Raw genomic sequence first — 14,785 nt, forward strand, 5'->3', positions numbered from 1 at the left:
ATATCTGCCATCTCAAAGCCTCAGGTGGAAGCAGGGCGATGTTGTTGCTCATAATCTATATTATTGCCATTACCGCAGAAGCGATGACCGGGGCATTGTCCGCTGGTCAGCGCAGTATGGATTGGTTTGGGGTGATGCTGATTGCCTGTGTTACGGCACTTGGCGGTGGTTCAGTCCGTGATGTGCTGTTGGGGCATTACCCCCTGACCTGGGTGAAACATCCTGAATATCTGGTGCTGACCTGTTGTGCGGCCTTTGTGACCATCCTGATTGCCAAATGGATGCGTCATCTGCGTAATATTTTCCTGATCTTAGATGCTCTGGGACTGATTGGCTTTACCATTATTGGCTGTCAAATTGCTTTGGAAATGGGACATGGCTTTGTGGTCAGCGCCGTGGCCGGTGTATTGACTGGAGTTTCAGGCGGTATTTTACGCGATATTTTATGTAATGATGTGCCGCTGGTGTTCCGTCGCGAACTGTATGCCAGTATTTCCTTTGTATCGGTCATTTTCTACTGGCTTTGTACCCATATCGGTATGTCGCTGGAAGTTACCGTCATTTCAACCCTGATTTTTGGTTTTAGCCTGCGCCTGATTGCCATTTATTTTGGACTGGAAATGCCAAAATTCATTTATAAAGATAATGATGAGCAATCTGCTTCTTCCAAAGACGCTTCTTGATTTTGTCGGTTTTTCTTGATGTAGCGAGCCGGATCGGCTCGCTTCTGCTTTAATGCAGAGTATAAAAATAAACTCGCTCCTACTTTTGTTGGGAAAACAGTGGTTTCCGTTCACCTGCACAGAGATTGATTATGGACTTAGTTTCCCGCTTGCAACGCCTACCAATCGGTAAATTTCACTATACCTTACTCGTGGTGATTGGACTGGGGTGGATGTTTGATGCTATGGACACCGGACTAATCTCCTTTATTCTGGCCAAAATGGCAGAAGACTGGCAGATGAGCGCGGATGAAAAAAGCTGGGTGGTTTCTATCGGTTTTGTGGGAATGGCGATTGGGGCGATCTGCTCAGGAGGCCTGGCAGATCGCTGGGGCCGTAAAACCGTGTTTGCCGGGACTCTGGTGGTTTACAGTCTGGCAACTGCGGCCTGTGCCTTTGCTCCTAATTTGACCTGGTTACTGGTCTGCCGTTTTGTGGTGGGATTGGGACTGGGTGGGCAGCTTCCAGTGGCCGTGACCTTGGTCAGTGAATATATTCCGGCGCATGTGCGTGGCCGGTTTATTGTCTTGCTGGAAAGTTTCTGGGGGCTGGGCTGGTTGTGTGCCGCACTGATTGCCTATTTCGTAATTCCAACTTTTGACTGGCATACCGCATTTCTGGTTGGTGGAATTCCGGCCCTGTATGCGATTGTGATCTGGAAAATGGTACCGGAGTCCATTCCGTTTTTGATCAATCGGGGCCGTCTGGATGAAGCACATGCACTGGTGAGAAAGATTGAAGCGCAATGTGGGGTCGAGGTTATTGAAATCTTTGAGGTCAAACCGGTGGCAGAAAAACAGAATATTTCCTTTAGCCAATTGTGGTCAGGGATATTTGCCCGCCGGACCCTGATGCTCTGGCTGATCTGGTTCGGGATTATTTTTTCCTATTACGGTATTTTTACCTGGTTACCGAGTCTGCTGGTCAAAGAAGGCTATAGTATCGTGCAGTCTTTTGAATATGTGCTGATCATGATTCTGGCCCAGTTACCCGGCTATCTGGTGGCTGCCTGGCTGGTAGAGAAACTGGGGCGCAAACTGACGCTGGCCGGCTTTATCGGCATGTGTGCACTTTCAGCTTATTTCTTTGGCCAGTCCGGCAGTGTCACTGAAATTGTGGTCTGGGGCTGTTTGATGTCATTCTTTAACCTGGGTGCCTGGGGAGTGCTCTATACCTATACACCAGAGCAGTATCCTACCAATATCCGTGCTTTCGGTTCAGGCTGGGCCGGGGCAATTGGCCGTCTTGGCGGTATTGTGGCGCCCTTTGCAGTAACCCATTTAATGATCATGCCAAGCGGTTTCAGTTATGTATTTACCATGTTTACCGGGGTGTTGATTCTGGTGGCTTTGGTGATTTTAATCCTCGGTGAAGAAACCAAAGGCCGTACACTGGAATCCATGGGATTGTAGCAGCGCGAATTTCTGGTTGCTCAGACCCTGCAAAATGGATATTTTTAGCCCATAAGACACGATTTGTCGCGCTGTGTAGGCTGATGCCCTTGTGCAGCTTACAGCCGCGATTTAGCATAAGAAACATTAATTGATACAAAAACGAATTTTAGGACTATAGGTTGTTATGACAAGCCTTGCGCATCATGCGACAGAAAACCGTTCCGTAGCAGAGTTTACTGAACAGGCATATCTTAACTATGCCATGTACGTGATCATGGACCGTGCATTACCCCATATTAGTGATGGTTTAAAACCGGTTCAGCGCCGTATTGTCTATGCCATGAGCGAGCTGGGACTGAAATGGACCAGCAAGCCGAAAAAGTCTGCACGTACCGTGGGCGATGTATTGGGGAAATATCATCCGCATGGTGATTTAGCCTGTTATGAAGCCATGGTATTGATGGCTCAGCCTTTTAGTTATCGCTATCCGTTCATTGAAGGACAGGGTAATTGGGGTTCAGCGGATGATCCGAAGTCTTTCGCTGCGATGCGTTATACTGAAGCCAAGCTGTCACAATACAGCGAGCTGCTGTTATCCGAGCTGGGGCAGGGCACTTGTGACTGGCAGGACAACTTTGATGGTTCAATGAAAGAGCCGGTCAATCTGCCTGCACGTGTACCAAATATTTTGCTTAACGGCACCACCGGGATTGCAGTCGGGATGGCCACCGATATTCCGCCGCATAACCTGCGTGAAGTGGTAAAAGGTACCATCGCTTTAATTCGTAATCCGAATCTGACCGATGTCAAAATTGCAGAGTATATTCCTGCCCCTGACCTGCCGACCAAAGCGGAAATTATCACCCCGCCAGCAGAACTGCTTAAAATCCAGACCACCGGTCGTGGCAGTTACCGGATGCGCGCCGTGTATACGATTGATAAAAATGAAATCGTAATTACCGAGCTGCCTTATCAGGTGTCCGGCTCTAAAATCATTACCCAGATTGCTGACCAGATGCAGGCAAAAAAACTGCCGCTGGTGACCGATGTGCGTGATGAATCGGATCATGAAAACCCGACGCGTCTGGTGATTGTGCTACGTTCCAATCGTATTGATGCTGAATCGGTGATGAGCCATTTATTTGCCACCACTGATCTGGAATCCAGTTATCGCGTCAATATGAACATGATCGGTGCCGATGGCCGTCCACAGGTAAAATCGATTCGCCGTATTTTACTGGAATGGATTGAAATCCGTAAAACGACAGTCACCCGCCGTTTACAATATCATCTGAACAAGATTGAAAAACGTCTGCATATCCTGGGTGGCTTGATCATTGCTTATTTGAATATTGATGAAGTGATTCAGATTATTCGTGAAGAGGATCAGCCTAAACCGGTACTGATGGCGCGTTTCCAGATAGATGAGATTCAGGCTGAAGCCATTCTTGAGCTTAAACTGCGCCATCTGGCCAAACTTGAAGAAATGGAGCTACGCCGTGAACAGGAAGAACTGGAAGCCAAAGCTGCAGTTATTCGTGAACAGCTGGCCAATCCGGAGTCTTTAAAGACCCTGATCATTTCTGAACTGAAAGAGGATGCCAAAAAATTCGGGGATGATCGCCGTTCGCCGATCGTACAGCGGGCTGAAGCTGCTGCCATTGATGAGTCGGAGATGTTGCCTGCCGATCCAGTGACGGTGGTGTTGTCAGAGGCTGGCTGGATTCGCTGTGCCAAAGGTCATGAAGTCGATGCCGAGAAGCTGAACTATCGCGCCGGAGACCAGTATCTTAGCCATGCACAAGGCAAATCCAATCAGCGGGTCTATCTGCTGGATGAAACGGGACGCAGCTATGCCTTGCCAATCAACAGTCTGCCCTCAGCACGCGGACTGGGTGAGCCTCTCAGTTCAAAACTTTCTCCGGCAAGTGGAGTGGGTTTCAAGCAGGTCTTGGTGGCGGAAGATGAAACTGAAATTCTGGCAATCAGCAGCAAGGGGTATGGCTTTAAAACCCAGGCCAAACAGCTGGATACCAATGCCAAAGCTGGCAAAGCTTTCCTGAATTTGTCAGAAGGCGCGCAGATCATGAACCTACAGTCAGTTGACAATGCGGCCTATCTTGCACTGCTCAGTTCTGCCGGCCGTTTACTGCTGGTAGAGTTGTCAGAATTACCTGTACTGAACAAGGGTAAAGGTAATAAACTGATACAACTCGAGGATAAGGATCAGGTTTTATCCATGGCAATATTGAATCTGGATGAAATGCTTCAAGTCTTTGCAGGACAGCAGCAATTAAAATTAAAAGGGGACGATTTGCAAAAGTATATAGGCAAGCGGGGAGCAAAAGGACACCTTTTACCGCGTGGATATCAAAAAGCAAATAAACTGTTGATTCAAAGATAATACTAGCATCCATCTTATAAAATACGTTATATATGAGCAACGATTCGACAAGATGGATGCAAGGCCGCACACATACAAGTCTAAAAACGACAGGCGGAATTGAAAAAAACAGTTGAAATTCTAAGGATTATGATTGGAGAGATTGGGATTATGGAAAAAATTTGGTTCGCTGAATACCAAAAAACAGGGATTCCGGAAACTGTAGAATTACCAGCAGAAAATACTTCATTGATAGATATTTTTGAACGTAACTTTCAGAAATTTGGTTCACGTGATGCCTTTATCTTTATGGATAAAGTGATGACTTTCAATGAACTGGAAGAAGCTAGCCGTAAATTTGCAACTTATCTACAAAGCTTGGGGCTGGCAAAAGGTACACGTGTGGCAGTCATGATGCCAAACGTTCTGCAATATCCAGTCGTGGCACTCGGGGTATTCCGCGCTGGTTTGGTACTGGTGAATGTGAATCCGCTTTACACTTCACGTGAACTTGAACATCAGTTAAATGACTCAGGTTCTGAAGTACTGGTAATTATTGAAAATTTTGCATCTATTTATCAGGCCATTATTGGTAAGACTCCAGTCAAGCATGTGGTTGTTGCTTCTGTGGGTGACATGCTGGGTACCTTAAAAGGTACGCTGGTCAACTTTGTGTTACGTTCGGTACGTAAGCAGATTCCAGCCTGGAATATTCCTGGGCATGTGAAGTTCAACACAGCAATCAACAAGGTCAGTCCGAACAATTATAAACGTCCTGAATTGACTCTCAATGATACCGCAGTGCTGCAATATACCGGGGGTACCACAGGGGTGTCTAAAGGGGCAGAACTGACCCATCGCAACCTGGTGGCCAACATGTTGCAGTGTGATGGAATTTTCCAGAGTAAATTTGGTGCGCAGGATGGTCAGCCAGATGACCGTATTTTCTGTGCGTTGCCACTCTATCATATCTTTGCCTTCATGGTTTGTGCGCTATACGGCATGTATAAAGGTCAGGCGAATGTCCTGATTCCAAACCCGCGTGACCTGCCGGCAGTGATGAAAGAATTGCGTAAATACCAGCCAACTTTCTTCCCGGCAGTTAATACCCTGTTTAATGCGCTGGTGAATAATGAAGAATTCAAGCAGCTGGATCATAGCCGTCTGAAGATGGCTATGGGCGGTGGTATGGCAGTTCTGCCATCAACCGCAGAAGCATGGAAAAAAGTAACCGGTACCAATATCATTGAAGGATATGGCCTGTCGGAGACGTCTCCGGTTGCAACTGCAAACCCGCCAGCCTCTGAAGAATTTAGCGGCACGATTGGTATTCCATTACCATCGACTGACGTAGCCATGCTGGATGATGCCGGCAATGAAGTGCCAATCGGGGAGCAGGGTGAGATTTCGATCCGTGGTCCTCAGGTGATGAAAGGTTACTGGAACCGTCCAGATGAAACAGCCAAAGTTATGGTGAATGGCTATTTCCGCACTGGTGATATAGGTGTGATGGATTCACGTGGTTATGTGAAGATTGTTGACCGTAAAAAAGACATGATTCTGGTATCCGGTTTTAACGTCTATCCTTCAGAAATTGAGGAAGTGGTTGCCAAACATCCAAAAGTTCTGGAAGTGGCTGCTATTGGTGTGCCTGATGAAAAATCGGGTGAAGTGCCAAAACTGTTTGTGGTGAAAAAAGATCCGTCTTTAACGACTGAAGAAATCTTGGCGTATGCTAAAGAGAATCTGACCGGTTATAAGCGTCCACGTTATGTCGAGTTTATGGATGAATTACCGAAATCCAACGTCGGCAAAATCCTGCGCAAAGATCTACGTAAAACTGCTTAACTCAGCCAAGGCTTAAGTTATCCAAGAAAAAAGCGCCTCAGGGCGCTTTTTTCTGATGGATTATTTTTTCATTAACCAGCGATCAAAATAGGGCCGGCCTACACCGACAATTCCCAGAAAAATAAACATGGCCCCAAACTGACGGGTAAAGCCTTTCTGGTGAAATTCACCATAGCTGAGAATATTATCCAGCAAACAATAGACCAGCAGGGCGATGATCCAATGCCAGAGCGGCAAGCGCTTGATTCCGACCGCGTAAAAGCCAACCCATAACACAACAAAAGTGAACAGGGTAGACCAGACATTCATATTGGCACAAATGACCGTCAGTAAAAAAGCCACAATCGGCAGGACAATTTTTAAGACACGATCCACTTGACGTTGATGTTGACGTTGTTTCTCGAGAACCTCAAACATTTCATTTTGATCAGGTGCAACCATCGTGAAGCCTTCAATATTTATAAAAACACCCTATTTAACAAAATTTATTCACTAAATGCCATGTTATGATAGCGATAAAAGCCTGTAAGAGAAAAAACGATGTACAGCATTAGTGGGATTATCTATCTCATTTTGGCCGCCTGCCTTTTACCTTATGTTTTTACCTTTATCGCCAAAAAATCTGCTGGTTTTAGTGCCAAAGACAATCAGAATCCAAGAGCATTTTTAGATAAAGCGACAGGACTGGCCAGTCGGGCCCATGCTGCCCAGCAAAACAGCTTTGAAAGTTTACCTTTATTTATTGCTGCAATTTTATTAGCTGAATATATGGTCATCTCACAAAAACTGGTGATGACTTTCGGCATTGCCTATCTGGTGTTTCGTGTGTTGTACGGAATCTGCTATTTGGCCAACTGGGCGACTTTAAGGTCTATCGTCTGGCTGCTGTCAATCTTGTGCCCGATTACTTTATTGCTATTAATTATCAAGATCGTCTAACTAAATCCGGAATGGGTCAACATATTTGCAGTTCCCTCGGCTAAAACCAAAAAAAATCTGCAAAAACCGTTATAATTGTGGCGATTTTTTCAAAGATATAACTTGTTAAAGAGTGACGCTATGAGCTACAGCAATATCCCAGCAGGTAAAGATGCGCCAAACGACATCTATGTGATTATCGAAATTCCTGCCAATGCAGCACCGATCAAATATGAAATCGATAAAGATTCTGACGCGTTATTTGTTGACCGTTTTATGGGTACAGCAATGTTCTACCCAGCAAACTACGGTTATGTACCGAATACATTATCCCTGGATGGCGACCCATTAGACGTGCTGGTTGTTACTCCACATCCGGTTGAGCCAGGCTCTGTGATTCGTTGCCGTCCAGTCGGTAAATTGAATATGGAAGATGATGGCGGTATTGATGCGAAACTGGTTGCAGTTCCACATGACAAATTGACTCCAATTTATAAAGATGTTCAAGAATATACCGATCTTCCTCCGCTATTGATTAGCCAGATCGAGCATTTCTTCCAGCACTATAAAGATTTAGAGCCAGGAAAATGGGTAAAACTGAGCGGTTGGGAAGGTGCGGATGTTGCAAAACAAGAAGTACTGGACTCAATTGCAGCTTATGCAGAAGCCAATAAATAATAGATTTTCTTGTTAGTTTAGGTCTTTAAATCTTAAAGCTTAAATTAAAAAACCTGCACAATGTGCAGGTTTTTTTATGGCTTGAGATTCGAGCAACTTAGAATAGTTTCACAGGAATGTCTAACCAGATACGCCATTCGTTGGTATCACCGATGTAAGTGGTCTCATAGGCATCGCTTGCACGATAGTAAGAATGACGAAGACGTAAGTTTGCATCTTTGGCAAAACCAGACTGAACAGTGTATTTCACCTGGTTAAAGAATTCGCGTTCGTGAGCATTACTGTTAGTCAGAGTGCGTGCAATAACTACTGAGTTTGTATCATCTGGAATTGCATGCTCAGCTTTATTGGCTTTAATATCCCAGCCATAAACAAAAGCAGAGGTCCAAGACAGGCCAGGTACATTTACAGCACCAAAATCAAAAGTGTACTGTAGTTGAACTGATTTTTCATCATTCCCAATGAAGTCTGACAGGTAGGAGTTAGGCAGGTAAATACTCTGTTTGCCATCGCCTACACCTGTCCCTAAACCATAGTCATAGCCAGTATTACCAAAGTTTTGTTGGTAAGCCACCATAACATTATGTGGACCGGTATTGTAGGTAGTAGAAACTGCCCAAATCGAGTTTTTATATTTATCTTCTGCTGAGCCTATATATGAATAAAGCTTGTCATTGGCTTCACGATCCCACTGCGTATGATAGCCACTGACTTCATAAGTTAAGGAGCTTTTATCCGCTAAGGCCTGGGTGTAATTGGCATTTATATAATGGCGGTCCAGGCGATCTTTAATATCTGTACCGTAGTAAGACGCATTTAAATTGTCATTGAATTGGTACTTCGCCCCCCATACCACAGCACGATCCAGCTCTGCACCATCAGAATTGATCTGGTCTGAAAGCTGGTTTTCTGTAAACTTACCTGCAGTTAAGCTTAAATTTTCAATTTCATTACTTTCTACCAATACACCCGTGTAGTACTCAGGCACTAAACGCGCAGTATTGCTTGCAAGTACAGGTAAGTCCAGAACTTGAGTCCCATAAGTTGCTGTAGTATTCGATACGCGAGCTTTTAAATATGCGCCGCCACGAGCCCAGTGGTCGTAAGCATCTTGAGTACCATCCGGATTAGCTTGAGGGTGGGTAGGGAGCATATCATTTCCAGTATGTCCGTTTTCACCCAGTTTAAAAGAGGCATCTCCGATAATGCCCACACCGAAACCGACAGTTCCTTGCGTGAAGCCCGAGTCCAGTTTAACAATTGCAGTTTGCGCAAATGAACTGGTATCTGCCACCCTATTTTTTTTATCGCGGGTTAAATAACCCGTACGGAACAGGACAGAACCTTCTGCATCTTCAACAAAACCTTTAGATTCGCTTTGCTCACTGGCAAATGCGGTTGAGACTAGGGCAGATTGAATTAAAACTGCCAATGCTAATTTTTTTTTCTGTTGCATTTGGGGAGAGAGCCTTATACAAAGTGAATGGAAATTTTAGGAATTGTATAAGATTAGCTAAAAAAGTGTCATTTTTATTTAATATTTTCTACTAAAGTTTATAACTTTAAGCTTTAGTGAAAATTATATAAGAGCCGTTGAAACCACATAAATTTTTAGATAAAACTTAATAAAAACATTAACTTAAGTTGTAATTTGGCGAGCTGTTGATAAGAGAAACGATTTAATGAGGCCGTGTTTTGACTGAAAAGTTATTACATGTCAGGTTTTACTTGCTTGAATAGTAAACAATTGATAAAGATTTAACTCTGCAGCCATGTTCGCCTATTCTTCAGTAAAAATACTATTGAAAGCCAAATAGACTTTAAAAAAACGATTTAAAAATCTTCGCAGAATAAGAGCATGTGTGGATTTACTGGCTTCTTATCCGTTTTGAAACTGCATTTATTATTAAAAAAATTAAAAACTGATTTGATTCGACTGTGCTTTTTACCCTGCTGATTGGCATAGCTCTTGCATCGCCTAACTGGAGTCCACTACATCAGCATAAGTACGTCTTGAGGCGTTTGGGGGTAAGAATGAAATTCATGTTAAAAACATTAGTGGTTGGATTAGGCAGTGCTGTTTCTGGCTGGAGTCTGGCGGAAGAACCGTCAGCTGAACATAGGGTTTCCGGTAATATCAGTATACTTTCCAGCTATAACCTGCGCGGTATCACCAATACACCTGAAAATAAAAATGCAACTCTTCAGGCTGGGCTGAACTATCAGCATGCCTCAGGTGTGTATGCAGGCTGGTGGGGTTCTACGCTGGATTATGGCGATAACTTGCCGAATGCTTTTGAAAATAATCTTTATCTTGGGATCAATCGTGCAATGAAGCAAGACTGGGGCTATACACTTGGTCTGACCTATTATTACTACTATGATATTGATACCAGCGCTGCCAATGGTGTTGAAAGTTTATTGGGTTTGACTTATCAAGACTTCGGTCTGACTGTGCAAACCTTGCTTGAGGACGTGACCTGGGGCAATGCAGGTGATACCTATGTTAAAGCGACTTATCGCCATCCATTAGCGCAGGATTTCAATCTGGATACCGCATTGGGGCTGTATGCTTACGAAAAATCAGGTGATCTTGAAGGTACGACTGAACATTTTGGCTTTCGTCATTTTGACATCGGTTTGAGTAAAAAGTTTGACAAGACAGGGCTGAGCGCCAGTATGAATTATATACTGGGCGGTTATGACCGCTTTGATGAAAAACAGAAGAATAAAGTGGTATTTACTCTGGGCTACAGTTTTTAAAGCACAGAAAGCCAGAGGTGTATCAAGGCGACAATCGGTCGCCTTTTTTGATTCAGAGCTGATGCTGGCCGCGATACGATAACGCTTCTGACAGGTGCTGACCTTGAATGGTTTCACTTTGATTTAAATCAGCAATAGTGCGAGCAACCCGTAAGACCCGATGATAGCCGCGTGCTGACAGATTTAATTTCTTCTGGGCCAGTTCGAGCATCTTTTGGGTAGTTTGATCCAAAGTCGCATACTGCTCCAGTTGCTGAGGAGTTAAACTCATATTCAGGGCACTTTGTCGCTGAATCTGTAATTCATAGGCGGCAATAACCCGCTGTCTTACCGATTCGGAATTTTCCGCGGCTTGTGTATTTTGTAATTCGTGTGCCTGTAAAGGAGGCACATCAATATGCAGATCAATACGGTCTAGCAGCGGGCCTGAAATCCGGTTCTGATAACGCTTGATACTGTCCGGTGAACATTGGCAGCGACTGTCCTGATGAAAAGCATAGCCACATGGGCAGGGATTCATCGCTGCAATGAGCTGAAAATTGGCTGGAAAAGTGATTTGCCGGGAAGCCCGTGAAATCACGATTTCTTTGGATTCCAGCGGTTGGCGTAATACTTCTAAGACTTTGCGGTCAAATTCAGGTAATTCATCCAGAAATAGTATACCTAAATGTGCCAGGGTAATTTCCCCCGGTTTAGGATGTGAACCTCCGCCAACCAAGGCAATCGCAGAAGCAGTATGATGAGGAGCACGAAATGGCCGTTGTCCAAACGGATGGCTGGTATTGGCAATCGAGTAGATACTGGCCACTTCAAGATTTTCCTGGCTATTGAGTGGTGGCAAAATACTGGCTAACCGTGATGCCAGCAAAGTCTTACCAGTACCGGGCGGCCCACGGAACAGAAGGGAATGGCCACCCGCTGCAGCAATTTCCAGCGCCCGACGCGGTCTTAACTGGCCTTTCACATCCGCCAGATCAAATTTATAAGCAACATGCTGATCGGAAGGGGGAGGGGTAAATGGAGGAAGCGGTTGGGTTTGTGCCAGATGTTCACAGACGTCTTTCAGATGATGAGCAGCAAACACCTGAATATCGGGCAGCTGACAGGCTTCCTGAGCATTACTGCCTGGTAAAATCAGTTGATGCTGTGCCTGCTGACAGGCAATCGCGATACTTAAAATGCCCGTGACAGAACGTAATTGTCCATCCAGTGCCAGTTCGCCAATAAACTCCAGATGATCGGTACAGTTTTCCGGAAGCTGGCCCGAAGCCACTAAAATCCCTAGTGCAATCGGTAGGTCCAGACGTGAACCATCCTTGGGCAGATCCGCAGGGGCAAGATTAATGGTCAGGCGTTTGGTCGGGAACTGAAAACCACTATTGAGAATGGCTGAACGTACCCGATCCTTACTTTCTCTGACAGCGGCTTCAGGTAGGCCTACAATGGTGAGAGAAGGCATGCCGGAACTGACATGAACTTCGACTTCAATTAAAGGGGCATGTAGGCCGAATAAGCCCCGCGTATAAATTTTGGCAAAAGACATATTGTTGTTCCAATTGGGTGCATTATTTTTATAAGTTTGGCGTCTTTTGTGCACTGATGTGGTGCTTATTTTTTGTTGGAAATTTTCTCTTCAAGGGCATCAACCTGTTTTAACAGGTCATTTAAACGCTGATTGGCATGCTGCAAAGCAGTGCGCTGGCGCTCGATCTCTTCTTTAGAGACCAGATCCATCTTGGTCACGGTTTCATTTAATAAGGCACGCAGGTTGTGTTCCAAGTCTTTTTTAGGCTGTTCGACTTGTTGCAAAATCGCTTGTAACAGGGTTTCAATCATGGTCCGATTCATCCTCATGGAAATGAGGCAACAGTGTATCACTGCCAGAATAGAGACCCTAGTATTTCAGATAAAATATAGGCAGATTCGATCAGTACTCTTGTAGCAGCGGTTATTCTACCGTTGTGAGTCACCTATTGAAAATGACTGAACGGCCTGGGTAGGCCTCATATCAACTAAAAAATATATGTCTTCACCCATATAGATGAAGTGTCAGCAGCTCCTCCTAATCTACATAAAAAATATTTCATTTTTGCAGAATCCAACTGGTTATAAGTATAAAATGGGGTATAAAGAAACATCATGTTAATTTTTCTAATTTCCCCCGACCTTAGAAATCTTGGCATGAAATTTGAACATAAAACCTTACTGGTGAAATAAGCCGAAGGAAAACAAACATGAAACTCGTAACTGCAATCGTAAAACCTTTCAAACTGGATGACGTGCGTGAAGCGTTATCTGAAATTGGTGTGCAAGGTATCACTGTCACTGAAGTTAAAGGCTTCGGTCGTCAAAAAGGCCACACTGAACTGTATCGTGGTGCTGAATACGTTGTAGATTTCCTGCCAAAAGTCAAAATTGAAATCGCGATCAGCGATGAAATGGTGGAGGCAGTAATTGAATCTATTACGCGTGTAGCCAGTACAGGCAAGATCGGTGACGGTAAAATTTTCGTTACTAATCTGGAGCAGGTGATCCGTATCCGTACCGGTGAAACAGGTGCAGATGCTGTCTAATTTGGCACGAAGTTTGCTGAGTATCGAATAACTCACAAAAAACTTGGTCGGGGATAAAAATGAAATATATGCTACTTGCGTTCAGCTTGTCGGGCGCACTTTTGGGCGGTTCTGTTGCTTGGGCTGAGCAGCCTGCAACAGTACCGGTCTCCACATCAGATAATTTATTGCGCCATGACCCCCATCCTACTACCTCTACACAAGCGCCCACCGCGCTTGCTGCCACTACTCCAACAGAAACAGAAAAAGAATCTACATTAGACACAGGTGATACCGCCTGGATTCTGGTATCTACCGCTTTGGTCCTGTTCATGACCATTCCCGGTCTGGCCCTCTTTTATGGTGGGATGGTACGTAAGAAAAACGTGCTCTCTACGATGGCGCATAGCTTTATTGCCGCCGCCGTGGTGAGCCTGAGCTGGGTTTTTCTGGGTTATAGCTTGGCTTTTAGTGAAGGCAATGGCTTTATGGGGGGGCTGGATAAATTCATGCTGGCCGGTATTCGCCCCGACACGCTTATCGGCACACTTCCTGAAATCCTGTTTGTGATTTTTCAAATGACCTTTGCCATTATTACGGTGGCGATTATTAGTGGCTCGATTGCAGAGCGTATGAAATTTGGTGCCTTCATTGCTTTTATTGCCCTGTGGAGTGTGGTGGTGTATGCACCGATTACCCATTGGGTATGGGGTGGGGGCTGGCTAGGCAATGATGGGGCGCTGGATTTTGCGGGCGGTACTGTCGTGCATATTAATGCCGGTATTGCCGGTCTGGTGGCGGCTTATATGTTGGGCAAACGTATGGGACTGGGCCGTGAATCGATGGCACCGCATAATCTGACCCTGACAGTAATGGGGGCCAGCCTGCTCTGGGTTGGCTGGTTCGGTTTCAACGGCGGATCGGCGCTCGGAGCAAATGGTGCTGCCGGCTATGCGCTGGTGGTCACCCAGGTCGCCGCGGCAGCTGCAGCCATCTCGTGGTTAATCACAGAAAAAATAGTGCGTGGTAAGGGGTCTGTACTGGGTGCAGTCTCAGGTGCAGTTGCCGGTCTGGTGGTGATTACGCCAGCAGCAGGTTTTGTGACGGTCAGCGGTGCACTGGCTATGGGCCTAATAGGGGGAATGGTGTGCTTCTGGGGCATTACCGGATTGAAACGTGCCCTGAAAGCCGATGACTCTCTAGATGCTTTTGGGCTGCATGGTGTAGGGGGGATTGTTGGTGCGATCCTGACCGCCTTCTTCGCCAGTGAATTTATTATGGGGGACCAGGCACCTGATCATATAATAAGCCAGCTCTGGATTCAGATTGAAGGGGTACTGGCCACCATCGCTTATTCTGCCCTTATGACTTTTGTGATCCTGAAACTGCTCGATTTACTCATGGGTATTCGTATCGGCTCTGAGGATGAACGCATAGGACTGGATTTGAGCCAACACGGCGAACGTGTCGAATAATAATCAATACCCTATAATCAATATATAGTGCAAAACAGCTCATATGGGCTGT

At 45.3% G+C, this 14,785-nt stretch carries 13 protein-coding genes; 9 read left to right on the forward strand and 4 right to left on the reverse strand.

What is annotated here, in order from left to right:
• Positions 1-38 precede the first annotated feature (38 nt).
• From NI461_RS00070 to NI461_RS00085, 4 genes are all read left to right on the forward strand, one after another.
• Positions 39-683: a trimeric intracellular cation channel family protein gene (locus NI461_RS00070; RefSeq protein WP_151205032.1), complete on the forward strand. Its 645-nt coding sequence runs from the start codon at positions 39-41 to the stop codon at positions 681-683.
• Positions 684-814: 131 nt separating this feature from the next.
• Positions 815-2,134, forward strand: coding sequence for an MFS transporter (locus tag NI461_RS00075; RefSeq protein WP_151206612.1), 1,320 nt, complete (start codon positions 815-817; stop codon positions 2,132-2,134).
• 166 nt (positions 2,135-2,300) lie between these two features.
• Entirely contained in the window at positions 2,301-4,520 is a 2,220-nt protein-coding gene (gene parC / locus NI461_RS00080; RefSeq protein WP_253156040.1) for a DNA topoisomerase IV subunit A, read from the forward strand.
• A gap of 150 nt (positions 4,521-4,670) precedes the next feature.
• Positions 4,671-6,347, forward strand: a complete 1,677-nt coding sequence (locus NI461_RS00085) for an AMP-binding protein (protein WP_151204153.1) — start codon at positions 4,671-4,673, stop codon at positions 6,345-6,347.
• 60 nt (positions 6,348-6,407) lie between these two features.
• On the opposite strand, the gene NI461_RS00090 is transcribed toward NI461_RS00085, so the two are convergent.
• Positions 6,408-6,788, reverse strand: a complete 381-nt coding sequence (locus NI461_RS00090) for a hypothetical protein (protein ID WP_151204154.1) — start codon at positions 6,786-6,788, stop codon at positions 6,408-6,410.
• Between the two features lie 99 nt (positions 6,789-6,887).
• On the opposite strand from NI461_RS00090, the gene NI461_RS00095 reads away from it, so the two are divergent.
• Both NI461_RS00095 and ppa read left to right on the forward strand, forming a co-directional pair.
• Complete coding sequence (locus tag NI461_RS00095; protein WP_151206614.1) at positions 6,888-7,286, forward strand: MAPEG family protein; 399 nt, start codon at positions 6,888-6,890, stop codon at positions 7,284-7,286.
• 120 nt (positions 7,287-7,406) lie between these two features.
• Positions 7,407-7,943 carry an inorganic diphosphatase gene (gene ppa / locus NI461_RS00100; RefSeq protein WP_151204156.1) on the forward strand — a complete coding sequence of 179 codons (537 nt, stop codon included), beginning with the start codon at positions 7,407-7,409 and terminating at the stop codon, positions 7,941-7,943.
• A 97-nt stretch (positions 7,944-8,040) separates the two neighbouring features.
• Here the strand turns inward: ppa and NI461_RS00105 are convergent, their stop codons facing one another.
• Positions 8,041-9,399, reverse strand: coding sequence for an OprD family outer membrane porin (locus NI461_RS00105; protein WP_151206615.1), 1,359 nt, complete (start codon positions 9,397-9,399; stop codon positions 8,041-8,043).
• A 578-nt stretch (positions 9,400-9,977) separates the two neighbouring features.
• Here NI461_RS00105 and NI461_RS00110 point away from each other — a divergent pair.
• Positions 9,978-10,706 carry a TorF family putative porin gene (locus NI461_RS00110; protein WP_151206616.1) on the forward strand — a complete coding sequence of 243 codons (729 nt, stop codon included), beginning with the start codon at positions 9,978-9,980 and terminating at the stop codon, positions 10,704-10,706.
• Positions 10,707-10,758: 52 nt separating this feature from the next.
• Here NI461_RS00110 and NI461_RS00115 read toward each other — a convergent pair whose 3' ends face one another.
• Both NI461_RS00115 and NI461_RS00120 read right to left on the reverse strand, forming a co-directional pair.
• Positions 10,759-12,249 carry a YifB family Mg chelatase-like AAA ATPase gene (locus NI461_RS00115; protein WP_151206617.1) on the reverse strand — a complete coding sequence of 497 codons (1,491 nt, stop codon included), beginning with the start codon at positions 12,247-12,249 and terminating at the stop codon, positions 10,759-10,761.
• Between the two features lie 65 nt (positions 12,250-12,314).
• Positions 12,315-12,542, reverse strand: coding sequence for an accessory factor UbiK family protein (locus NI461_RS00120; RefSeq protein WP_151206618.1), 228 nt, complete (start codon positions 12,540-12,542; stop codon positions 12,315-12,317).
• A gap of 398 nt (positions 12,543-12,940) precedes the next feature.
• On the opposite strand from NI461_RS00120, the gene glnK reads away from it, so the two are divergent.
• Both glnK and NI461_RS00130 read left to right on the forward strand, forming a co-directional pair.
• Entirely contained in the window at positions 12,941-13,279 is a 339-nt protein-coding gene (glnK, locus tag NI461_RS00125; protein ID WP_151204174.1) for a P-II family nitrogen regulator, read from the forward strand.
• A 59-nt stretch (positions 13,280-13,338) separates the two neighbouring features.
• Positions 13,339-14,733: an ammonium transporter gene (locus NI461_RS00130; protein ID WP_151206619.1), complete on the forward strand. Its 1,395-nt coding sequence runs from the start codon at positions 13,339-13,341 to the stop codon at positions 14,731-14,733.
• Positions 14,734-14,785: the final 52 nt, after the last annotated feature.

Origin of the sequence: Acinetobacter sp. S4400-12, assembly GCF_024129495.1 — a bacterium.
Taxonomy (GTDB): Bacteria; Pseudomonadota; Gammaproteobacteria; order Pseudomonadales; family Moraxellaceae; genus Acinetobacter; species Acinetobacter lwoffii_C.